The 22,075-nt window shown below is 62.2% G+C and carries 15 protein-coding genes; 7 read left to right on the forward strand and 8 right to left on the reverse strand.

The genetic code is table 11. The features are described from left to right. Positions 1 to 78 precede the first annotated feature (78 nt). From ppk1 to leuS, 5 genes are all read right to left on the reverse strand, one after another. The gene (gene ppk1 / locus ACQY7R_RS26575; protein ID WP_428308565.1) at positions 79 to 2,271 is read right to left on the reverse strand and encodes a polyphosphate kinase 1; all 2,193 of its coding nucleotides are present in this window, start codon (positions 2,269 to 2,271) and stop codon (positions 79 to 81) included. A 168-nt stretch (positions 2,272 to 2,439) separates the two neighbouring features. Then, positions 2,440 to 2,754 carry a Dabb family protein gene (locus tag ACQY7R_RS26580; protein ID WP_428308566.1) on the reverse strand — a complete coding sequence of 105 codons (315 nt, stop codon included), beginning with the start codon at positions 2,752 to 2,754 and terminating at the stop codon, positions 2,440 to 2,442. A 57-nt stretch (positions 2,755 to 2,811) separates the two neighbouring features. Next, entirely contained in the window at positions 2,812 to 3,591 is a 780-nt protein-coding gene (locus ACQY7R_RS26585; protein ID WP_428308567.1) for a toxin-antitoxin system YwqK family antitoxin, read from the reverse strand. A 155-nt stretch (positions 3,592 to 3,746) separates the two neighbouring features. Further along, complete coding sequence (locus ACQY7R_RS26590; RefSeq protein ID WP_428308568.1) at positions 3,747 to 5,063, reverse strand: glucose-1-phosphate adenylyltransferase; 1,317 nt, start codon at positions 5,061 to 5,063, stop codon at positions 3,747 to 3,749. 54 nt (positions 5,064 to 5,117) lie between these two features. After that, positions 5,118 to 7,772 (reverse strand): leucine--tRNA ligase, encoded by a 2,655-nt coding sequence (leuS, locus tag ACQY7R_RS26595; RefSeq protein WP_428308569.1) that lies wholly within the window; start codon positions 7,770 to 7,772, stop codon positions 5,118 to 5,120. Positions 7,773 to 8,083: 311 nt separating this feature from the next. Here leuS and ACQY7R_RS26600 point away from each other — a divergent pair, with 311 nt between their 5' ends. From ACQY7R_RS26600 to ACQY7R_RS26615, 4 genes are all read left to right on the forward strand, one after another. Beyond that, the gene (locus ACQY7R_RS26600) at positions 8,084 to 9,151 is read left to right on the forward strand and encodes a hypothetical protein (RefSeq protein ID WP_428308570.1); all 1,068 of its coding nucleotides are present in this window, start codon (positions 8,084 to 8,086) and stop codon (positions 9,149 to 9,151) included. 220 nt (positions 9,152 to 9,371) lie between these two features. Further along, complete coding sequence (locus ACQY7R_RS26605; RefSeq protein ID WP_428308571.1) at positions 9,372 to 10,667, forward strand: homoserine dehydrogenase; 1,296 nt, start codon at positions 9,372 to 9,374, stop codon at positions 10,665 to 10,667. A gap of 153 nt (positions 10,668 to 10,820) precedes the next feature. Continuing rightward, complete coding sequence (locus ACQY7R_RS26610; RefSeq protein WP_428308572.1) at positions 10,821 to 12,038, forward strand: cofactor-independent phosphoglycerate mutase; 1,218 nt, start codon at positions 10,821 to 10,823, stop codon at positions 12,036 to 12,038. A gap of 30 nt (positions 12,039 to 12,068) precedes the next feature. Further along, the gene (locus tag ACQY7R_RS26615; RefSeq protein WP_428308573.1) at positions 12,069 to 13,847 is read left to right on the forward strand and encodes an aspartate kinase; all 1,779 of its coding nucleotides are present in this window, start codon (positions 12,069 to 12,071) and stop codon (positions 13,845 to 13,847) included. A gap of 137 nt (positions 13,848 to 13,984) precedes the next feature. Here ACQY7R_RS26615 and ACQY7R_RS26620 read toward each other — a convergent pair whose 3' ends face one another. After that, on the reverse strand, positions 13,985 to 14,389 hold the full coding sequence (locus tag ACQY7R_RS26620; RefSeq protein WP_428308574.1) for a bifunctional nuclease family protein: 405 nt from the start codon (positions 14,387 to 14,389) through the stop codon (positions 13,985 to 13,987). A 914-nt stretch (positions 14,390 to 15,303) separates the two neighbouring features. Here ACQY7R_RS26620 and ACQY7R_RS26625 point away from each other — a divergent pair. Further along, on the forward strand, positions 15,304 to 15,957 hold the full coding sequence (locus ACQY7R_RS26625) for a hypothetical protein (protein ID WP_428308575.1): 654 nt from the start codon (positions 15,304 to 15,306) through the stop codon (positions 15,955 to 15,957). A gap of 105 nt (positions 15,958 to 16,062) precedes the next feature. Here ACQY7R_RS26625 and ACQY7R_RS26630 read toward each other — a convergent pair whose 3' ends face one another. Together ACQY7R_RS26630 and rsmG are read right to left on the reverse strand one after the other, a co-directional pair. Beyond that, positions 16,063 to 16,386: a DUF3467 domain-containing protein gene (locus ACQY7R_RS26630; protein ID WP_152097781.1), complete on the reverse strand. Its 324-nt coding sequence runs from the start codon at positions 16,384 to 16,386 to the stop codon at positions 16,063 to 16,065. A gap of 339 nt (positions 16,387 to 16,725) precedes the next feature. Continuing rightward, positions 16,726 to 17,409, reverse strand: coding sequence for a 16S rRNA (guanine(527)-N(7))-methyltransferase RsmG (gene rsmG, locus ACQY7R_RS26635; protein ID WP_428308576.1), 684 nt, complete (start codon positions 17,407 to 17,409; stop codon positions 16,726 to 16,728). Between the two features lie 216 nt (positions 17,410 to 17,625). On the opposite strand from rsmG, the gene truB reads away from it, so the two are divergent. Beyond that, the gene (gene truB, locus ACQY7R_RS26640) at positions 17,626 to 18,525 is read left to right on the forward strand and encodes a tRNA pseudouridine(55) synthase TruB (RefSeq protein ID WP_428308577.1); all 900 of its coding nucleotides are present in this window, start codon (positions 17,626 to 17,628) and stop codon (positions 18,523 to 18,525) included. A 476-nt stretch (positions 18,526 to 19,001) separates the two neighbouring features. Continuing rightward, the gene (locus ACQY7R_RS26645; RefSeq protein WP_428308578.1) at positions 19,002 to 21,968 is read left to right on the forward strand and encodes a DNA translocase FtsK 4TM domain-containing protein; all 2,967 of its coding nucleotides are present in this window, start codon (positions 19,002 to 19,004) and stop codon (positions 21,966 to 21,968) included. Positions 21,969 to 22,075: the final 107 nt, after the last annotated feature.

A 22,075-nucleotide genomic window follows, 5' to 3' on the forward strand; every position in this document is an offset into this window, starting at 1 on the left:
GAGTGCGGTAACGGGAATGCTCATTCTAGCCGTGCGGGCAGTGCTGGGTAGCCGCTGCCCAGTACTGCCTGCTTAGTGCTACGCCCCTTGTTTCGACTTCTGGCTGGCGTTCTTCGACTTGCCGGAGGCGTCGGTCTCCGTGGCGGCAGGCGGCGTTGCCAGCTTCGGAAGTTGGACGCCGCTGCTGGCTGCGAGTAATTCTCGCTGCGCGCGGTGTTCTGGTTCGTCGTGCCAGGCGGCGGCGCGAACGTACGTGCCGTCAGGCATCAGGACGCGAGCGCGCGTGTTGTCGCGAAGATACGCGGGAATGATCTCTTCGCAGACGCGGCGTTTGAGCTCGGGCGCTTCGATCGGGAACATCACTTCGACGCGACGCTCGAAGTTGCGCGGCATCCAGTCGGCGCTGCTGAAGTAAATGTGTTCCTTACCGGCATCGCCGAAAACCATGATTCGGCTATGCTCGAGGAAGCGGTCGACGATGCTGCGGACGCGGATGTTGTCGGAGATGCCGGGCAGCCCCGGTCGCAAGCAGCAGATGCCGCGGATGACTAGGTCGATCGGCACGCCGGCTTGGCTCGCCTGATACAACGCTTCGATGGTTTCGCCGTCGACGAGCGAATTGAGCTTCGCAAAGATGCGTGCGTTCTTACCTTCGCGAGCGCGGGCGGCTTGCTCGTCGATCAACTCAATCGTGCGGCGGTGCAGATCGGTGGGCGCGATCACCAGCTTTTTCCACTCGTGACCTTGCGAGTAGCCGGTCAGGAAATTGAAGAGCGCGGTGCAATCGTCGGCGACGAGCTTGTTCGACGTGAACAACGCCGTGTCGGTGTACAGGCGAGCGGTCGACGGATTGTAGTTGCCGGTGCCCAGGTGGCAGTAGCGGCGGACCTTCGTCCCTTCTTGCCGCACGACCATCGCGAGCTTGCAGTGGGTCTTCAGGTCCATGAAGCCGTACACGACGTGGACGCCGGCACGCTCCATCTGCCGCGACCAGCTGATGTTGTTCGCCTCGTCGAAGCGGGCCTTAAGCTCGACGAGCGCGGTGACGTGCTTGCCGTTTTCAGCCGCTTGGATGAGCGATTTGACGATCGGGCTGTCGCCGCTGGTGCGGTAGAGCGTCTGCTTGATGGCCAGAACGTGGGGATCTTCCGCGGCGCTCTGGATGAAATCGACCACCGGATCGAACGAGTCGAAGGGATGGTGGAGCAGTACGTCGCGGTCGGCGATTTCGGCGAAGATGTTGTCGCCGCGGCGCATCCCGAGCGGTTGCCGTGGCGTGAACGGTGCGTCGCGCAGGGCATCTTTGCCAGGCAACCGGGCCAGTTCGTTGAGCGCCGTCATGTCGAGCATGCCGTCAACGCGATAAACCTCGGAGTACTTTTCGCCTTCGACGAAGTAGTTCTCCTGAAGTTGTTCTTCGCCGATGAGCGTTTCGAGCAGGTCGCGACTCATTTCCTTATGGACTTCGAGGCGAACGGCTTCGGAGTGTTGACGAGCGCGAAGCCGTGATTCGATCGTCCGCAACATGTCGTCGGACTCTTGCTCGAGCATGTCGACGTCCATGTCGCGCGTGAGCCGGAACGTTGCGTGGTGGGCGCTTTCGTAGCCGCCGAAGAGTTCCGACAATTTGCAGGCGATGATGTCTTCGAGCAGGACCAGTTTGCTTTCGTGCGGGCCGCCGACGTCGATGAAGCGCGGCAGCACCTGCGGCAGTTGGACCACGGCGAAGAGTTCCGCGGGCCCCAGGCCGCTCGTTCGCTGCAAGAGCGCAGCGAGGTAGAGGCCGCGGTTGTGGAACCGCGGGCTCGGATGGCTGGGATCGATCGCCATCGGCGTGAGGATCGGGAACGCCCGCTGGCGGAAAAACTCGTCGACGATCTTGCGCTGTGATTTGTCGAAGTCGCACTCTTTGAGCAGCAGGATTTGCTGCTCGGCGAGGGCCGGGAGGATCGCCTTGTTCCAGCAGCGGTATTGCTGCTCGACGAGCTCGCGGGTCCGCTGCCAAATGCGTTGCAATTGTAGCAGCGCGTCGAAGCCGTCGGCCGCGACGTCTTGCGGGGCGACGCCGCCGAACGCCTGTTCGCGCAGTCCGGCGACGCGAACCATGAAGAATTCGTCGAGATTCGAACTGAAGATCGAGAGGAACTTTACGCGCTCGAGGAGCGGGTTCGACGGATCCTGAGCCTCTTCAAGCACGCGGGCGTTGAATTCCAGCCAACTCAACTCGCGGTTGATGAAGTGCTCGGGCTGGTAGACGACGGGCTCGGACATGGAATGCGACGGTACGGCTGGGGATGCGCGGGGAGAACGCCAGCGCAATTATAGCGTACCGAGGCCCCGCTGCCGGGGCGGGGAAAAAGACTCAAGTTTTCGCCGGCGGCGCGTTCAAGCCCCCGGCTTGAAGCCGGGGGCTCGCTGCGGATTGAGCGGTGTGCCGTTTTAGGCGAGGGCGTCGAAGACGCGGACTTTCGACCAGTTTGGAGATTGCTCGGCGATGAATTCTTTGTGCCGCGGAGCGACCTGGTACTGGTCGTGGGCTGCTTTGCTATCGAATACGGCGACCAGAGCGACGTCGAACTCTTGGTCGTTCACCGGGCGTTGGTAGGAAGGCTCGCGGGCGCCGGCGCTGTAGTGGACCGTACCAGGGTGGTCGGTCAGGTACTTGTTGCAGGCGGCGATGAACGACTCAACCGATGCCGGCGACTGGTCCTTGAGCGTGAAGAAGACGACGTGGGCGAGGCCGGGGGCGGACATATTTCGATCCTGGTTCGATTGAATTGGAGTAGCGCAACCCGAGAGGGCGCGCGGCGACTACTTGGGAGCTTCGCCTGGGGCGATGCGTTGATTGTCTTTGAAGAACTGCTCGCTGACAGTCCCGTCGGCGGCCCAGCGGCTGAGTTTGCCGTTGAGTTTGCCTTTTGAGAACGTCGCTTCGCCGACCTTTCGTCCCGATTGGTCGTATTCGGTCATCAGGCCGTCGAGAGCGCCGTCAACGAAGATCGATTCTTGTCGAGGCTTGCCGCTCTCGTAGAAGGTCTTGCGAGCGCCGGTCAGCTGATTCTCGGCAAAGTTCTGTTCGATTTTCGGCGTCTTGCCGTCGTCGAAGTAGGTCGTCCAAGCGCCGTCGCGTTTGCCGGCTTTGTAGCCTTTCTTCGATTGCAGCGTGCCGTCAGCGCGGAAGACTTCCCATTGGCCGTCGGGAGATCCCTTCTTGAAGGTAACCGTCTTCGCGAGTTGGCCGTTGTCGTGCCAGTAGCTCCAGGGGCCTTCGTGAACGCCGTTGTCGAAATTCCCCTCGGCGAACTTCTGGCCGTTGCGGTAATACTCGGTGTACTTGCCGTGGTTGACGACTTGGTTATCGGAAAGGATCCGCACCTGCCGATCGACGCGGGGCTTGCCATCGTCGTATTTCTCGTTGACTGGTCCTTCTTGGGCGACCGTCGGCTCTGGCACGGGGGTCGGTTCGTCGAGGTAGATTGGCGCGGCCTTCGGAGCCGCGGCGTCTTGGGCGATGGCGACGTCGAAGGCAAGGAGGCGCCCGCCGACAATGGCGGCTAAGGCGAAGTAGTGGAGCGAACGCAGAAAAGTCATCGAAACTACTCTCCGGAGACTGCCCGACGGGGCAGGTTTGGCTTGTGATGCTAACCTTCAGTATGCCGGCCAACTGCGGCCCAGCCTAGCAATCGTCGCCGACTTGCGGCCTGGGGCAAGTCGCTTTCTGCAGGGGGCGGGTGCGGCTTTGCCGTTTAGGCCGATTCGGGGGCCTTTTTGCCGCTTTCGAAGTACCAGTCGGGGGGCAAAATCGTGTCCTTGCCGACGACGATGATCCCGTCGCGAATGGCGACGCAGTCGCCCGACACGTCGTCTAGCTGGGCGTCGTTAATGATGCGGACCCGCTGGCCGATGCGGCAATTCTTGTCGACGATGGCGCCTTCGATCACGGCGCCGGCGCCGATGCCCATCGGCGGTTCTTCGGCAAAATCACTCGCCGCGACCGCCTCGGGCGATTCGTAGAAGTCGGCGCCCATCAAAATCGAATTGCGAATGGTGACGTCGCGGCCGATGCGGCAGCGGAGGCCGATGACGCTGTTCTCGATGCGGGCGCCCGGCTCGATGATGCAGCCGTCGGAAATCAGGCTGCCGGTGACCATCGCTCCGTCGATCCGCGACGGCGGCAGGAAGCGGGGGCGGGTGTAAATCGGAGCGCTCGCGTCGTTCATGTCGAACGGTGGGTTCGGCTGGGCGAGTTGCAGGTTCGCCTCGTAGAACGAACCGATCGTGCCGATGTCTTCCCAGTAACCGTCGAATAGGTGGACCTGCACGCGGCGGGTGCCGATCGCGTGCGGGAAGACTTCGCGGCCGAAGTCTTGGTGATTGTCTTGAGCGAGCATCTCGGCCAGCACCTTCGCGCTGAAAACGTAAATGCCCATGCTGGCGAGGCAGTCGCGGCCGCCGCTGGCCACTCCGCGGCTATCGATCCAACCCGGGTCCATGCGGACGGGGGCGATTTGCTCTTCGGTCTTCGGCTTCTCGACGAAGCCTTCGACTTGTCCTGAACCGTCGACGCGCATGATGCCCATCGCCGCCGCTTCGCTGGCGTGAACAGGCTTCGCGGCGATGGTGATGTCGGCCTTCGAGTCGATGTGCGTCTGGATCATCGCGGCGAGATCCATCCGGTAAAGCTGGTCGCCCGACAGGATCACGACATAATCGACGCCGAGTTGCGTGAAGTAGCGGAGATGCTTGCGCACCGCGTCGGCCGTTCCTTGGTACCAGCCGGTCCCCTCGGACATCGTCTGTTGGGCGGCGAGGATCTCAACAAAGCCGCCGCTGAAGTTATCGAAGCGGTAGGTGCCGCGGATATGACGATGGAGACTCACCGAGAGGAACTGGGTGAGAACGTAGATGCGGTTGATGCCGCTGTTGAGGCAGTTGGAAATCGGGATGTCGATGAGACGGTACTTGCCGGCGAGCGGCACGGCCGGCTTCGACCGGTAGTTCGTCAGCGGTTGCAACCGCGTTCCCTGTCCGCCGCCTAGTACGACTGCTACCGCATTCTTCATGGGAGATTTCCTTCGCGGTCCACTAATTTGCTTGATATGAAAAGAGTTGGAAGACTACTTCACGGCGAGAATCACCAACCGCCCGGGAACGACTTTTTCCTGGGCGATTGTCTTCCCGGCGAGTTGTTCGGCGACTTTCGGCTCCGCCTTGGCGGCCGCAAGAATCGTTCCGTTGTCGGCGTCGGCCGCTACGGTGATTTTGCCGCGGACTTTGCCGTTTACTTGTACGGCGAGCTCGACAGTCGATTCGGCGATCAGCGACTCATCGAACTTCGTCCATGGTTCGTAGGCGAGCGTCTTGGCGTGGCCGAGCGCGTGCCACAGTTCCTCGGCCATGTGCGGCGCAAACGGCGCCAACAGCAGGATGAAGGGTTCCATGCAGGCTCGCGGGCGGCGTTCTTGCTTAGTGAAGAAGTTGGTGAACTCCATCATCCGGGCGATTGCCGTGTTGAACGAGAGTTTGGCAACGTCTTCTGTGACGGCTTTGATCGTTTTGTGGAGGATGCGCAACTCGTTGGCGTTCGGCGCGTCGTCGGTGAGGGCAGGGCTGAGCGCCATTTCTTCCGCACGATCGTCGATGACCATCCGCCACGCACGGCCGAGAAAGTTGTAGACGCCGTTGACCCCTTCCATGCTCCAAGGCTTCGTCGCTTCGAGCGGGCCCATGAACATTTCGTAGAGCCGCAGCGCGTCGGCGCCATATTCCTTCACGACTTCGTCAGGGTTGATGACGTTGCCGCGGCTCTTCGACATCTTCTCGTTGTTTTCGCCGAGAATCATGCCCTGGTTGACGAGCTTCTGGAACGGCTCGACGGTGCTGACGACGCCGCGGTCGTAGAGGACTTTATGCCAGAAGCGTGCGTAGAGAAGATGAAGGACCGCGTGCTCGGCGCCGCCGATGTAGAGGTCGATCGGCATCCAAGCCTTTTCGATCGCGGGATCGATCGGCGCTGCGGTGTTCTTCGGGTCGAGGAACCGCAGGTAGTACCAGCAGCTGCCGGCCCATTGCGGCATCGTGTTCGTTTCGCGCTTATACTTCACGCCGTCGATGACGGGGTAGAGCCATTCGGCAGGCGCCTTGTCGAGCGGCGGCTCGGGGCGGCCGTGCGGCTTGAAGTCGTCGAGGTGGGGGAGGTCGACCGGTAGTTGGTCTTCCGGCACGGCACGAACGCGGCCTGTCTTGTTCCCGGCGGCGTCTAGCTCGTGCAAGATTGGGAACGGCTCGCCCCAGAACCGCTGCCGGCTGAACAGCCAGTCGCGAAGCTTGTAGTTGACCGCCTCGCGGCCGACTTCACGCTCGGTAAGATCGGCGATGATCTGGCGTTTGAACTCGGCGGTGGGGAGGCCGTCGTACTTGCCGGAGTTGATCGCGACACCCGCGCCGCTGAAGCAGCGTTTGCCGGCGAGGACTTCCTCGCGCTCTTCCGGCGTGACGGCGTCGCCCGGGTCGACCACCGGGATGATCTTCAGGTTGAACTGCTGAGCGAATTCGAAGTCGCGCTCGTCGTGGGCGGCGACGGCCATGATGGCGCCAGTTCCATAGGAGGCGAGTACATAGTCCGCGACCCAGATGGGTATATGCTCCTCGTTCACCGGGTTCACGGCGTAGCTGCCGGTGAAGACGCCCGTCTTTTCTTTCGAGAGTTCAGTCCGCTCGAGGTCGCTCTTGCGGGCGGCTTGCTCACGGTAGGCGAGCACCTTGGCGGCTTCTTCCTTCTTGGTGAGGCGGTCGATCAGCGGATGTTCCGGCGCGATCACCATGTAGGTGGCGCCGAAGAGCGTGTCGGGCCGAGTTGTGTAGACGTCGAGGCTTTCCTCGACGCGGATCTCCGTCGTAACGAAGAGCGATTCGGTCGTCCCTTCCTCATCGGGAATGAGCACGTCCTGCACGCCGGGCAGAGGGAAGTAAACCTCGGCCCCGGTGCTTTTGCCGATCCAGTTCCGCTGGAGCGCCTTGATACCGTCGTGCCAATCGAGGCCGTCGAGGTCTTTTTCCAAGCGATCGGCGTACGCGGTGATGCGGAGCATCCATTGCCGCAGCGGCATGCGGACAACGGGATGCCCGCCGCGCTCGCTCTTACCGTCGATCACTTCTTCGTTGGCGAGGACCGTGCCTAGGGCAGGGCACCAGTTCACCGGGGCTTCGCTCTGGAACGCGAGCCGCCGTTCATCTTGGTAGTCGCGCACCGCCTCGGCGCCGAGGGCGGCGACTTCGGGCGGGATCGGCAGCTCGGCGATCGGCCGGCCCTTTTGCAAGTCCGCATCGAACCAAGTGTCGTAGATCTGCAGGAAGATCCACTGCGTCCATTTGAAATACTCGACGTCGGTCGTGGCAATCTCACGGCCCCAGTCGTAGCTGAAGCCGAGGCTCTTCAGCTGCCGCCGGAAGGTCGAGATGTTCTTCTCGGTTTGGATCCGCGGGTGGACGCCCGTTTTGATGGCGTGCTCTTCCGCCGGCAAACCGAAGCTATCGAACCCCATGGGGTGGACGACGCTCTTGCCCTGCATGCGGGCGGCCCGGCAAACGATGTCGGTCGCCGTGTACCCCTCCGGGTGGCCAACGTGGAGGCCGTCGCCGCTGGGGTAGGGGAACATGTCGAGGGCGTACAGCTTCTCGCCCGTCGGCATCTTCGGGGCGGCGAACGTCGCGTGCTGCTCCCAGTAGGCTTGCCACTTTGGTTCGATTGCAGCGGGGTTGTAGCGTGGCATATCGGGAGTGTTATCGAGGGCTTAGAGCGAGTGGATGGACGTCGTCAACGTTTGTCTTTGACGCTTCGCGACTGGCCGGGCTGGCGCCTGCGGTTTAGGCTCCGCTCCGATACAGAACCGCGATTCTACCCTTGATTCGACGGTCCGAGAACCGTCCCTCGATCGTTTCAAACTCAAGGTCGGGATCTGCGCAATTTGCGATTAATTAAGACATCTTTTAGCGCATGAATCTGCTACAATCGTCCTCTTGGACGTGACTTTCGAAGAGGCATCAATTGGAACGCCAGGCTTGCTGGCGAGGGAGTGTGCTCATGACTCAAAATCGCGTGGCGATCGCTACCCTGCTCCTGGCTTTGACCGCGGGCATTCGGTCGGTTTCGGCAGATATCATCGCCAGTGACGGCGGTTCGCTTGTCGCGCGTTTCAGTGATTCCGGGCAGTTTATTCAGTTCCACCTAGGCGCATTTGATCCGTGGGCGACTGAGTCCGTCGGGCAACTCGTTCTAGGCGGCGACGGGTTGGTCTACAGCGAAGTGAACAATTTGGGCGCCGCGGTAATTTCGCGGTTCGATCCTTACACCGGAGTGAATCCCGACGGCGGCCCTTTTTCCGGCATCGCGAAAATCCCTAACTACGCGGCCAGCGTCGGCGTTTCATACGGTCCTTCGGGCGACTTATTTGCTTTCGACAGGGGCTACTTCGGTTCGACTCCGCGGCTACTCCGCATCAATGGAACGGATGGCCTGCTGGCCGGATCGCTCGACATTGCGAACCCGAGCGATGAACCGGTTGGCATCTTGGCGAAGGAACTGCATGTTCCCAATGCGGCGTTCGACACCGAATTGCTCGTTGCTAGGCCAGGCGGCAAGATCGAGCGGTACTTTTCGAATCGGCCGCCTGCCGGGCCGGCGGTGATCGAGTATGACGAGACTCTGAACACGGGGCTCGCCAGTTCCTACTCGCTGAACTTGGGGCCGGATGGTCTCCTCTATCTTCTTCAGCCGGACTGGTCGATTGCGCGGTACAGTTTGACCACAGAGTCAGTCGTTGACACGTTCGTTCCAGCGGCGACGCCGGTTTCTGGCTCCTGGCATCGGACTTGGTTCCGATCGATTCAATTCGCCGGCAACGGCGACCTGCTGCTCTTGGGGCTTGGCTTTCCCGACGATATGAATCCCACGTCTCCCCCTCGGTACCGGAGCGAGATCCAACGCTATGACGCTCAGACTGGGGCGTTTAAGGGGCTCGTGATGTCGTTCGAGGGGCAATACTACTACGACAGCTTCGTCTCCGTGGCTGTTCCCGAGCCCGGCTCGCTGACGCTCTTGGCGGCTGTTTCTCTGGGCGGAGTTGGCTTGCTCCGCAAGCGGCTGCGGTAGGCAGCATTTCAGCTTTCCCAGCCGGCAAACTGCGATCGCAGTAATCTAGCGAATGGGCGTCCTCCCATTCTCCCTGCCAAGCGGCGCAAACCTGTCGCCCGTTGACGTTTGCGCACCTCGCGATTTACCATGGCGTGCTTGTTTCGGCCCGAACTTCCCGCCTCGGGAGGCCTCTCCTCCACGGTAGGCCTGCCCTTTCATCGAGATGACGCCACGCCCCATGGAAAAAACCAAAGTCGCCATTATTGGTCTCGGCACCGTCGGCAGCGGCGTCGCCCGTTTGCTGCTCGACCATGGCGACCGTACGGCCCGGCATGCGGGACGCGTGTTGTGGCTGGAAAAGGGGGTGGTCCGCGATCTCAAGAAAGCCCGCGACTGCGATCTACCGGCGGGCGTGCTGACTGACAACGTCGACGACGTCATCAACGATCCCAGTATCAAGGTTGTCGCTCACTTGGTCGGCGGTTTAGAGCCGGCTCGGACAATCATGCTGAAGCTGCTGGAGAGCGGCAAAGACGTCGTCACCGCCAATAAGGCGCTGCTCGCCGAGCATGGCGCTGAGCTGTTCGACCGGGCCCGGGAACTGGGCCGCTCCATCGCCTTCGAGGCGTCGGTGGCCGGCGGTATCCCGATTATCGCCAACATCAGCACCTGCCTGTCGGCGAATCAAATCGTTTCGCTGCATGGCATTCTCAATGGGACGAGCAACTTCATCCTCTCGAAGATGAGCGATGAAGGCGCCCCCTACGCCACGGTGCTCGCGGAGGCCCAGCGGCTCGGGTACGCCGAGGCCGATCCGACGATGGACGTCGACGGCAGCGACGCGGCCCAGAAGTTGGCGATCCTCGCGCAACTTGCCTTCGGCGCCCGCGTCGATTGGAAGGATATCCCGCGAGTCGGCATCGATAAGCTCGATGTGGCCGACGTGCGCTATGCGAAGCAGCTCGGTTACCAGATCAAGCTGCTTGCCACGGCCGACTTGGTGGACGACACGTTAGAACTCGACGTGTCGCCGGCGCTCGTGCGTTCAGGTAGCCCGCTGGCGGAGGTGAGCGGCCCCTTCAATGCGATTCGCTTGAAGGGCGACGCGGTTGGCCCGCTGTTCTACTTCGGCCAAGGCGCCGGGCAGATGCCGACCGCCTCGGCGGTGGTGGCCGACATGATCGACACGGCCGTTGGCCGGACGGCGATCACGTTCAACACGCTGGAACTCTGGTCGAACCGACAGGCACGCGTCACCACCGCGCCAAATGACGCCGCGAAGGCGAAGTTCTACCTGCGGGTGATGGTGAAGGACACGCCGGGCGTCCTTGCTCAGGTGGCGACGGTGCTCGGTAAGCACGATATTTCGATCGCCTCGGTGCTGCAGCACGAACCCTCGCTGCAAGAAGGAATCGTGCCGCTAATCATCATGACGCACGAAGCGAGCGAAGGCGACGCTGCCCGCGCGTGCGAAGAGATCGACAAGCTGGCGAGCGTCCGCGGCGAGACGGTTCGCATGTGGGTGCGTGGGTAGATTTATTGACGAAGAGCCTGATCGGGTTTTTGACAGGATTACAGGATTTCGCGGATCGACAGGATGAAGAGTCGATCGAATTTTATCCCGTTCATCCGCGAAATCCTGTAATCCTGTCTAGTCCGCAATGGACTTAGCAAAACAAGTGAAGCCATGAAATACGCGATCATTATCCCCGACGGCGCCGCCGATGAACCGCAGGAATCGCTTGGCGGGAAGACTCCGCTGGAAGCGGCGCACACTCCGGCGATGGATGCGCTCGTTGCCGCCGGCGTCATTGCCCGCGCGTGCCACACGCCAAAGGTGCTGCCGGCTGGGTCGGAAGTCGGCAACATGAGCTTGCTCGGATACGACCCGCTGAAAAACTTCACGGGCCGGGCGCCGATCGAAGCGGCTGCGCAGGGAATCGAACTCGGCGCCGAAGATTGGGCGGTCCGCTGCAATCTGGTCACCGTGGAAGACCAGACGATGCGCGACTTCACCGCCGACCATATCGGCACCGACGAGGCGACGAAGCTGCTCGCGACGATGCAGGAATACGTCACTGCCGACACAGAGTTGAGCCAGGTGCTGCACTTCGTCCCCGGCGTCAGCTATCGCAACTTGATGATCTGGCGCGGCGTGAGCAAGGCGGCGCCATTCAGCATGGAAACACGGGCCACGCCGCCGCACGATCTCACCGACAAGTCGATCACCGAGGACTTTCCCCGCGGCCCTGGCAGCGACGTGCTTGTCTCGCTGATGGAGAAGTCGGTCGAGCTATTTAAGGATCACCCGGTAAACGTCGTCCGGCAAGGCTACGGCAAGCTGCCGGCGACGAACGTTTGGCTGTGGGGCCTCGGTCGGGCGCCGTCGCTGCAGCGGTTCGACCTCGCTCACGGCGTCCACGGGGCGATGATCACCGCCGTCGATTTGCTCCGTGGCTTGGCGACGCTCGTCGGTTGGAAGCGGATCGAGGTCGAAGGCGCCACCGGCTACACGGATACCGACTACGCTGCGAAGGGCAGGGCGGCGATCGAGGCGCTCAATGACGTCGACCTCATTTGCGTGCATATCGAAGCCCCTGACGAGGCTTCCCACGAAGGCGACGTGCAAGGAAAGATCAAGGCGATCGAAGAGATCGACCGCCATGTGGTCGCTCCGCTGGTCGAGGCCCTGAAGGCTCGCGGCGATTGGCGGATGATGATCTCGCCCGATCACCCGACCTTCGTGCGGACGAAGACCCACACGCACGGCAACGTCCCCGTCGCGATGGCGGGCACCGGCATCAAGCCGGATGAGTTCACCAGCTACGGCGATATGAACGCCGCGAAGTCATCGCTCGCCTTCGACGAAGGCTGGCGGACGATGGAATGGTTTATCAAGAAGTAACGAAGTTGAACCGCCAAGGTTAAAAAATACATGTCGCTCATCGTGCAGAAGTTCGGCGGCACCTCGGTCGCCAATAGCGAAAAGATCATGGCTGCCGCCCGCAAGGCGATTCGTGCTCAGCAGCAGGGGCATCAGGTCGTCATGGTGGTGAGCGCCATGGGGAAGCAGACCGACGTGCTCGTCGACCTCGCGCGGCAGATCACCGAGCAGCCCCCGGCCCGCGAGATGGATATGCTGCTCTCTACCGGCGAGCAAGTGAGCGTCGCGCTGATGGCGATGGCGATCCACGCCCTCGGCGGACAAGCGGTCAGCCTTACCGGCGGCCAGATCGGCATCAAGACCGACAGCTCGCACACGAAGGCCCGCATTCAGTCGATCTCCGCCGAGCGGATGAAGAAGCACCTCGATGACGGCCACATCGTGATCGCGGCCGGCTTCCAGGGGGTCGACGAAGATCTCAACATTACCACGCTCGGCCGCGGCGGCAGCGATACGACCGCCGTCGCCCTGGCCGCCGTGCTGCGTGCCGATTCGTGCGAAATCTACACCGACGTCGACGGCGTGTTTACCACCGACCCGCGCGTCGTTCCCTCGGCTCGCAAGATGGAGCGGGTGAGTCACGACGAGATGCTGGAACTCGCCAGCCTCGGCGCCGGAGTGATGCATAGCCGCTCGATCGAGTTCGGCAAGAAGTTCGACGTGCCGATCCATGTTCGCAACAGCGCGAGCTTCAGCGATGAGCCGGGGTCGATCATCGGCAGTTTGCCGGAGAGCAACGACCGCGCGGTAAGCGGCTGTGCGCTCACGAAGAACGAAGCCCGCATTTCGCTCACTGGCGTGCCCGATAAGCCAGGCACGATGCACCGCATTTTCTCGCGGCTGGCGACGGTCAACATCGCCGTCGACATGATCGTTCAAAACATCGGCGCTGGCGGCGTTGCCGATATCGCGTTCACGGTGCTGGAAAGCGATCTGCCGGTGGCGCTCAAGACGGTCGGCGAAGCGGCTCGCGAACTCGGCGGCGAGGTGTCGCACGACGCCAATCTGTCGAAGGTGTCGGTCGTCGGCCTCGGCATGGCGACGCAAACGGGCGTGGCCGACCGGATGTTCCGCGCCCTGGCCGACGCTCGCGTGAACATTCAGGCGATCAGCACCAGCCAGATTAAGATCTCGGCGCTTGTCGAGCGCTCGCAGGGAATGGAAGCGCTCCGTGCGGTGCACGACGAGTTCGAACTCGAGAAGCCGCCGCAGTCGCGGGCCAGCTTCGGCGAAGGCGCCACGAAGGTCGAGCGCCCCAGCCCCGTCGACGTCGTCTCGCGGTTGCAGCGGATGGAAGATCTCACCATCGACGACATTCGGCTCGATCAGACGCAAGGTCGCATCACGATTTCGCAGCTGCCTGACTCGCCCGGCATCGCGGCCGAGATTTTTGAAGCGGTCGCCGCCGAGAGCCTGCTGGTCGACATGATTGTCCAAGGCGCCGGCCGCGACGGGCAGGCGAATCTTAGCTTCACCGTGCCACGCGACGCGGTGCTGCAAGCCGTTGGCATCGCGATGGAAGCGGCCGACCGCCTCGGCTGCGGCCCCGTGAGCAGTGACGCGACGATCGCCATCTTGAGCGTCTTCGGCGTCGGCATTCGCACACACGTTGGCGTCGGAGCGCGGATGTTCAAGGCGCTGAGCGAGGCGGGGATCAACGTCGAGATGATCAACACTAGCGAAGTGCGCGTAAACGTCGTCGTCGGCGCCGACAAAGGCGAAGCGGGGTTGAAGGCCCTGCGGACGGCGTTTGCGGACGTGATGGGGTAATAACTGTGCTCGCGAATGTTCGCGACGTTTCACTTAGCCCCGGGCTTCGCCCGGGGGTAGCGTAACGAACGGCGCTACCTAGCGGAGTGGATGCCGACCCCCGGGCGGAGCCCGGGGCTAGGAACGCGTGATGCGCGTTAGCCGCCGTTCACGTCGTGCAGGACGTCTTCGTTCACGAAGATTGGCAGCTGCGGGTCGCAGGTGACGGCCACGGCAATGGCGTCGCTGGGGCGGGCATCGATTTCGATCAGCTCCCCCTCGTGGCGGACGCGCAGGACTGCGTAGTAGATGTGGTCCTTCAACTCGCTGATGATCACGTCCTGGAACTGGCCGCCGAGCTGTTCAACGGCGCTCACCAACAAGTCGTGCGTCAGCGGTCGCGGCGTTTCTTGCCGTTTGACGTGGCGGTCGATGCTGCTCGCCTCGTACAGCCCGATGAGGATCGGGAAGGTTCGCGCGCCGTCGATTTCCTTAAGGTAGATGACCTGCTCGTTGTTGATCTCGCTAATGATGATGCGAGAGAGCTCCATCGCGACGGGCATGGGAAGAACGTCCTAATGTGCGGAGGTCGTCGAACGCGGCCGAGGCATCTGGCCGCTCGATGTGGGCATTATAGGAAGTTTAGGGCGGCGGTGTGAAGCATTTCGGCAGCGGCCCGTTTCAGCCTGGAAAGCAAGCGGTTGCGCCGCCTTCGCGTCATCGCGATGCGCCGATGTCCTCTGCCGCTGCGAACGCGGATGGCGCCGTGGCCGCTCGCGTTCTTCATTTCATGAACTCTTCTTCGCAGGAGCCCGTGGTGTGAGTTGAGCAAGCTAACGATCAGCGCTTAAGATGGTGACTACTTCTCAGCGTGGTCGGTTCTTGGTCAGTCTGATTGCCGCGAGGTCCATGGCGAGTAGCATTCGTTTTTCACCGCGGCGTGGAATTGCTTGGTGATAAATTGGTGCGAGACGGAGTTGCGCACGATCCTGCCTGAAAGAATTGTCGCAAGCGTCGTCACCACTTGGTGTGCGATGTTGGAAAGGAGGTAAGTCCCCTCACCGGACGCTAGCTGGCGCGCTGTTTGCATCACTTAGCCGACCTTACGCGTGGGGCGAATGCCCCCTTATGGCTGCAAAGCTGCCGGAATCTTGCCGGCCCTTATTCATGACTTTGCAGGCAGCGGCAAATAGGATGGCCGGTTTGAGTGCGGGTGTCCGCACGTCGGCGTGCAGATCATGGAGAGATTTCGCTTGTGAGTGTCAGTGCGAGTTCTCGTGCTGATAACGGACTGCTTGTGGCGCGCGTTGCTGCTTCGAAAAGCGCGTGCAGACTGCAGCCCTGCGCACGGTCGTCGCAGGCGACCGTGCTCGGTTGGTTCCTCCCTTTAAGGGAGGAGGAGTTTCGGAGGCGGCGGCATCTGGAACGTGTCGGCGTCCTTGGCTTGGCAACAGAGAAGAATGTACGAGGCAACAAGATGGATCGCATCGACGTGGAAATTGAATTCGCCCTAGAGACGCTGCGCACCGAACTTGGGGACGCGGCGTCCCGGCATACTGGAGGGGACTTTCTGGCGAGGATGTTGTCGCTTCGCGTTGCAATGTCGCGAGCCATGCGGCGGCGATATCGGGCGTTGGCGACGCAGTTCGATCTGGCGGGGCAGGGGGGCGTCTGCCGTTTACTGGAGCAGTGGGGCGACAGTGCGGAACTGCATGAGCGCGAAGCGGAGTGCGAATTGTGGGCCTCCGACGCGGAGCCGTTGCCGGCGCCGCTCGATGCTCGGTTATGGGATGCGTATTTCGACGAGATTTCGGTCGCGCGGCCGTGCGAGGCGCTTGGCGCCGCGACGGCCTGGGAATCACTAAGCGGCGCCGCCGTTGCGCTAGGGCGGCAGCAACTGGCGGCGTCGCGTTTTTCCACGAGTCCGCGGCGCGCGGAAGATGCGCGCGGCGCCGAGTTGTTGACGGCCATTCGGAGCGAAGAGTGGGACGCCGAGCAATTGGCCGAACTTGCGGAAGGGGCCGCTGCGGGGCGCGTCATGTCGCTGCGGATGACGCGATGGGCGCTGGGGCGCTGCGAGAGCGAAGCGACGGAGCGTCGGGCGCCGCGACGGGGAGCGCGATTGGCGTGAGCTGTTGGTGAGCTCCGCTTGCTCTGTTCTAATGCCAAAATAAAAGCCGCGGCTAGTCGAGAGTGACTTGCCGCGGCTTTCTTCGTTCTTCATCCAAGCGCAGAACTAGCCCTGGGCGGGGCGGTTCACGACGCGCTTGTTGACGTCGGTTTCAAGCACGCCGAAGGCTTGTTCGTGACGTTGGACCGACAGGTGCAACGCGTGGAGCAGACGCTTGGCGGTGAAGTAGTTCGTCACCAACCGCTGGGTGATGACGACCGCTTCTTGCGGGACGCCGAACGGCTGGGCGTTCAGGCCGAAGTCGATGATCAGTTCTTCCGGCGTGCCGGTGACGCGGCAGAAGTTGGCGTAGGAGGTGACGGCGTGCTTGTCTTCAACTTGCACGCGTTGGCCTTCTTGCACGGCTTCGGGCTTCTTTTCTTCGGACATGGTGTAATCCTGGGTTCCGATAGGGACTGAATTTTGTTGGACAGCCAAAGACGCTCAGAGCGCTCAGGCGGACGGCCAAGAAGGGGCGAATCGCGAACGAGATGTTTGGATAAGGAATCGTCGTGCGCCGGTGCACCTCCGTGGATATCGGGTTGAACCGTGGATTTTAAGGGATCGCCCACTGCGGGGCCATAGGCCGGTTGCGTAAACCCGACCGACTGCCAGGATTTTCGGCAGGGACGTAGTAAATGTGCGGGAAGTGGGGCGCTAGGCGCCCGTCGCGACGAGCCGACCGTTGTTTTCGTTCGTCCGCCGTCAGAGACGGCGTCTTTTGCGGGGTCAGTCGCCCTGGTCGCCCGACCCTTTGGGGGTGAGGCGGAGAATGACGCTCTGCCCTGGAGGATCGCCCGGCATCACGTAGTCGACGATTTTGCGAAGGTCGATTTTTTTCAACAGGCCGCGATGGCGGGCTTCGCCCCGTTCGTCGACCCAGCTCTGGCCCTTGATGAGGAGCAACTCGTCGAAGGCTTGCCAGTGCGCGTCGAGCCAGAAGAGGATCTTCCACATTGGCGCCACGGCTCGCGCGACGATGACGTCGAACGTTCGCAGATCGAGGAGTTCTTCGACGCGTACGCCGAAGACCTCGGTGCTGAGGCCGAGTTCGTCAACCAGCGATTGCAGAACCTTCGCCTTCTTGCCGACTGAATCACACAGTGTGACGCGGAGGTCGGGCCGGCAGATGGCAATGATGATCCCTGGAACGCCGCCGCCGGAACCGAGATCGAGCACGCGCCGCCCTTGTGGCAATTGCTTCGCCAACTCAAGGCTATCGAGCACATCGCGGGCGACGAACTTCTCAAAGGTCGTGTGGCGCGTGAGGTTGATCTGCTCGTTCCAACGCCAGAGCGCCACGCGGTAGCGATCGAGGAGTTCGATCTGCGCGGGTTCGAGCTCGATATGGTGGGCAGCGAGCGCGGCGGCGAGGTGGGGATGATCGGCGATGGGCAGGTCGGCGTCAGACACGAAGTTGGGGGTGCTCTGCTAATCGTGGGCAAGGGGTTGGGAATTCGGCATTATCGTGGAAAATGGGGGCGGGGGGAATGGGCCAACCGATGTGCCACTGCAGGCTCGTCCAGCAGTGCGAAGTGTGTACCCGGCCCACACTGTTGGACGAGCCAGCAGTGGCCCCGTTTTTTGTTCCGGTTGCCAATTCGCCACTTTTAAAATCACCAGTTCCGCATGTTCGGCCTGATCAACATCAACAAACCGCAGGGCTGGAGTTCGCGGGCGACGCTGTCGCGAGTCGAACGGCTGCTGCGGCCAGTGAAGGTGGGGCATGCGGGAACGCTCGATCCGCTGGCCGAAGGGGTGCTCGTGGCCTGCCTGGGGCCAGCGACGCGACTAATCGACCGTGTGCAGCGGATGCCGAAGGAATACGACGTCACCTTTTTGTTGGGGCGCCGCAGCCCCAGTGACGATGTCGACAGCGATGTGGAGTTGCTCGCCGATCCGCCGCAGCCGACGCGGGCGGAGATCGAGACGCTGCTCCCGCAGTTCACCGGCGTCATCGAGCAACGGCCGCCGGCGTTCTCGGCGGTAAAGATTGAGGGTCAGCGCGCGTACAAGTTGGCTCGGAAAGGGAGAGAAGTCGAGACCTCGCTTCGCAAGGTCGAAGTCTACGAGATCTCACTGGGCCGCTACGAGTATCCTGAGATGGAGTTATCGATCCGCTGCAGCAGCGGCACTTACGTGCGGAGCATCGGTCGCGATTTGGGAGTGATGCTCGGAACGGCGGCGGTAATGTCGGCGCTCGTGCGGACGGCGATCGGACCGTTTCGCGTCGCCGACGCGATGAATCCGCGGGCGCCCGATCTCGAACGTTTGCAGCAACACTTGCAGTCGCCGCTGGCGGCCGTGCCCGACCTGCCGCTGCTAACGCTCACAGCTGTGCAAGTGTACGAGGTGCAGCATGGCGGGTTGATCAAGGTCGATTTGCTGCCGCCGGAATTGCAGGAGCACGTCGCCTCCGATGAGGGGCTAATTGCCGGCGTCGACGAGGGGGGCGAATTGATCACGCTTCTAAAAGAGGTTCGCCCAGGACTGTTGCGGCCCTCCCCCAACTTTCTGCAGCCGGCATAGGCGGCAAGTCTTCTCGCCGTTGGCGGAGTTTGCGGGGGGATTCTTGCGTGGCAGTGCGCGCTTTCACTGTGCACCCGGGAACAATTAACAGTGGCGCACGCGCGTTCTAGCCCCGGGCTCAGCCCCGGGGTAGAAGCTGTGAACGCTTTGCGAGCTCAATCGGCGTGGCACGCGACCCCCGGGCTGAGCCCGGGGCTAGTTAGCACGGTTGTACTGGCGGCGCTGGTCGCTCGCGTTGTTTGCCGCGGGTAAGGGCTAGCACTGTCAGCCGAGAGGTTGAATGCAGTGAGCCGCGGGAGTCGAAGAACTGAGTAGAGGAGCGGTTCGCCGTCGCGGATGACGGTGCGCTTCCCCATGATCGAAAAACCTACGGAAGACTTTTTGGGCACGGATGCGCCCAGCGAACGCGCCTCGCGGTCATGACGACTGCGCGGCGGCCGACCAATCGTTTCGGATCGCCTACGCATCAGTTGCCTATGTTTGAGAACCGTAGCCTCAAGCTCGATCTCGTTGCGCTCGCGCTCTTGGCGTGTTGCGCCTTCTTGGTGACCGCGCTGGCGACGTATGACCCAGCCGACCAGCCGGGGACGCTCGTCTACCCGCCGCGGCCGGAGTACTCGAACGCCTGCGGCCCGATTGGCGCCTACGTGGCGCATGCGCTCTATGCCGGCGTTGGCTACGGCGCCTATTACTTGCTCGGTTCGCTGGTGACGCTTGGCGTGCTGCTGCTCAAGCGGCGTGAGATCGATCAACCCGTGCTGCGCGGCGTCGGTTGGGCGATTTCGTTGGCCGCGTTCGCGACGCTGTTCTCGATGCTCTTCCAGCAAAGCTCACCGGGCCCGGAAGTCGGTGCCGGCGGCTACCTCGGCGCGATGGGCTTCGCCCTGCTCGAATCTAAGTTCGCGCTCGTGGGAGCGTTCATCCTGGCCCTCAGCGTCCTGCTCGCCGGCTTGCTGCTGTGTACCGACTACCTGCTGCTGCGGTTTGCGGCGAAGACAACCGTCGTTTCGGGCGCCGGGCTGATGCAGCTCGGCCGCGTTGGGCAACGCGTCGCAACGATGGGAACCGCGTCGCGTCGCTTGAGCGATCTCGAAGACGGGATCGACGAGGAAGAGGAATCCGACGAAGCCGACGCTGAGGAATCCGCCGAGGAAGAATGGGAAGAGGAAGAAGCGGCCGAAGGCGACGATGAAGCCGAGGAAGAACTCCATTCACTGCGGGTGAAGACCCCCAGCAGCAAGCAAGCGGCTGCCGAGGAAGAGATTGGCGCCGATGTGATGGCGCTCGCCGACGGCGGGGAGGACGCGGAAGAAGACGCAGACGAGTCTGCCGCCGCTGGCGAAAAGCCGCAGGGAATGCGCGCCAAGGTCGCCTCCGCGCTGAAGATCACGAACAACCGCATCGCCAAACCAAAGCCAAAGTCGGAACGCGAAGAGGTGATGGAACAGCTCGACGCCGCCGAGAACCAAGGCGCCGGCCAGTTCGACTATCAACTCCCGCCGCTCGATTTGCTCCTCCCCTCCGACGAGGTGAGCTACGAAGAGCACGAAAAGGAAGTCCGCCGGAAGGCGAAGATCCTGGAAAAGACGTTCCAGAACTTCGGCTTCAACGTGAAGGTCGTCGAAATCGAAACCGGTCCGGTCATCGCCCAGTTCGAAGTCGAACTCGAAGCGGGCCTGCGGCTCTCGAAGATCACCGGCTTGGCCGACGACCTCGCCATCGCGCTCCGCGTGCCGAGCGTCCGCATCGTCGCGCCGATCCCCGGCAAGAATACCGTCGGCATCGAAGTGCCGAACGAGCATCGCCAGCTCGTGCGCATTCGCGAGGTGATCGAAGAGACGGACAGCCGCGCCAAGCGGATGAAGATTCCGATCTACCTAGGCAAAGACGTCGCCGGCAACTCGATGGCGGTCGACCTGGCGTCGCTGCCGCATCTGTTGATCGCCGGTCGTACTGGTACGGGTAAGTCGGTCTGCCTCAACTCGATCATCGTCTCGATGATCATGAGCCGCGGGCCGGACGAAGTTCGCATGCTGATGATCGACCCGAAGATGGTCGAGCTCAGCGGTTACCGCCAGCTGCCGCACTTGATGCATCCGGTGGTGACCGACATGAAAAAGGCCGAGGCGATCCTCGGCTGGGCCGTCGAGAAGATGGAAGAGCGTTACGCGATGCTGGCCCGCGCCGGTGTGCGGCATGTGACGGTCTACAACCAACTTGGCGAAGAAGAGCTGCGCGAGCGCGTGAAGCCGACCAGCGAACTCGAGTGGGAAAACATCCCGCGCAACCTGCCGTTCATTGTGATCATCGCCGACGAAATGGCGGACCTCATGATGACCGCCGGCAAAGAGGTGGAGCAGCACATTATCCGCCTCGCCCAAAAGAGCCGGGCGGTCGGCATCCACTTGATCCTCGCCACGCAGAAGCCGACGGTCGACGTCATCACCGGTTTGATCAAATCAAACTTGCCAGCCCGTATCGCATTCCAGGTGGCGAGCCGCACCGATAGCCGCGTCGTGCTCGACGAGAATGGCGCCGACAAGCTGCTCGGCAACGGCGATATGTTGTTCCTCTCTCCAGGGACGAGCCAGCTGCTCCGCGGTCAGGGAACTTACCTCTCCGACGACGAAATTACGAAGGTCACCGAGTATGTGGCGACCGACGCGCCGCAGTTCGCTCGCGAACTGATTGATTTGAAGTCGAAGGAAGAAGCAGCGGCGGAAATGCCGCTGCCTGGCGCCGAGATGAAGAGCCGCGACGACCTTTACGAAGCGGCCGTCGACATTGTGGTGCGCGAACGCCGCGGCAGCGTGTCGTTGCTGCAGCGATGCCTCGGCATCGGGTACGGTCGCGCGGCACGCCTCATCGACTACATGGCCGAGGATGGCATCGTCGGCGAGTACAACGGTTCGCAGGCGCGTGAAGTGGCGATCTCAGTCGAAGACTGGGAAGCGATGTCGAGCGCCAACAAGGCCGAGGCCAATGGCGAGGAGCCAGCGGCCGCGGCGCCGGCGGCTCCCGCTGCACCGCCGATCGCGGCGAGTGCTCCGCCAAAGGAACGCCGCAAGACCAACAAGATCCTGCCCGGCTCCGACGAGCCAAGCGATTTGGAAGATGAAACGCCGCCGCCGAAGAGCCGTGCGCTGCGCCTCGGTCGCGACGCGGATGAAGAAGAGGAAGAAGTCGACGAGGCTGAAGACGATTCCGAATGGCAAGAGGAATCTGAGTCCGAAGAGGACGAGGAATACGACGAAGAAGAGTCGGAAGAGGCTGCTGACGACGAAGAGTGGGATGAAGAAGAGGAAGGCGAAGAAGCCGAAGAGGGCGAGGACGAACTGTGGGAAGAGGATGAAGAGGAAGAGTCGGAGTGGGACGACGAGGAGGAAGCGGAAGAGGACGACGATGATCTAGAGGACCACGGAAAGCGGGCGGCGAGTGCTTAAGCACTCGCGGGGGGAGGCGCTCCCAACCCCGCAAATGCCCCCAATTTGACAGGCCCCAGTCGCGCCCTTATCCTTAGGTGACTCGACCCGTGACGTTTGGACCTCGT

The organism is Lacipirellula sp. (genome assembly GCF_965279485.1).
Taxonomy (GTDB): Bacteria; Planctomycetota; Planctomycetia; order Pirellulales; family Lacipirellulaceae; genus Lacipirellula.

Coding starts and splice junctions, on each gene's coding strand:
- ppk1 (WP_428308565.1), bottom strand. CDS start 2,271: ATGTCCGAGCCCGTCGTCTACCAGCCCGAGCACTTCATCAACCGCGAG.
- ACQY7R_RS26580 (WP_428308566.1), bottom strand. CDS start 2,754: ATGTCCGCCCCCGGCCTCGCCCACGTCGTCTTCTTCACGCTCAAGGAC.
- ACQY7R_RS26585 (WP_428308567.1), bottom strand. CDS start 3,591: ATGACTTTTCTGCGTTCGCTCCACTACTTCGCCTTAGCCGCCATTGTC.
- ACQY7R_RS26590 (WP_428308568.1), bottom strand. CDS start 5,063: ATGAAGAATGCGGTAGCAGTCGTACTAGGCGGCGGACAGGGAACGCGG.
- leuS (WP_428308569.1), bottom strand. CDS start 7,772: ATGCCACGCTACAACCCCGCTGCAATCGAACCAAAGTGGCAAGCCTAC.
- ACQY7R_RS26600 (WP_428308570.1), top strand. CDS start 8,084: ATGACTCAAAATCGCGTGGCGATCGCTACCCTGCTCCTGGCTTTGACC.
- ACQY7R_RS26605 (WP_428308571.1), top strand. CDS start 9,372: ATGGAAAAAACCAAAGTCGCCATTATTGGTCTCGGCACCGTCGGCAGC.
- ACQY7R_RS26610 (WP_428308572.1), top strand. CDS start 10,821: ATGAAATACGCGATCATTATCCCCGACGGCGCCGCCGATGAACCGCAG.
- ACQY7R_RS26615 (WP_428308573.1), top strand. CDS start 12,069: ATGTCGCTCATCGTGCAGAAGTTCGGCGGCACCTCGGTCGCCAATAGC.
- ACQY7R_RS26620 (WP_428308574.1), bottom strand. CDS start 14,389: ATGCCCGTCGCGATGGAGCTCTCTCGCATCATCATTAGCGAGATCAAC.
- ACQY7R_RS26625 (WP_428308575.1), top strand. CDS start 15,304: ATGGATCGCATCGACGTGGAAATTGAATTCGCCCTAGAGACGCTGCGC.
- ACQY7R_RS26630 (WP_152097781.1), bottom strand. CDS start 16,386: ATGTCCGAAGAAAAGAAGCCCGAAGCCGTGCAAGAAGGCCAACGCGTG.
- truB (WP_428308577.1), top strand. CDS start 17,626: ATGTTCGGCCTGATCAACATCAACAAACCGCAGGGCTGGAGTTCGCGG.
- ACQY7R_RS26645 (WP_428308578.1), top strand. CDS start 19,002: ATGTTTGAGAACCGTAGCCTCAAGCTCGATCTCGTTGCGCTCGCGCTC.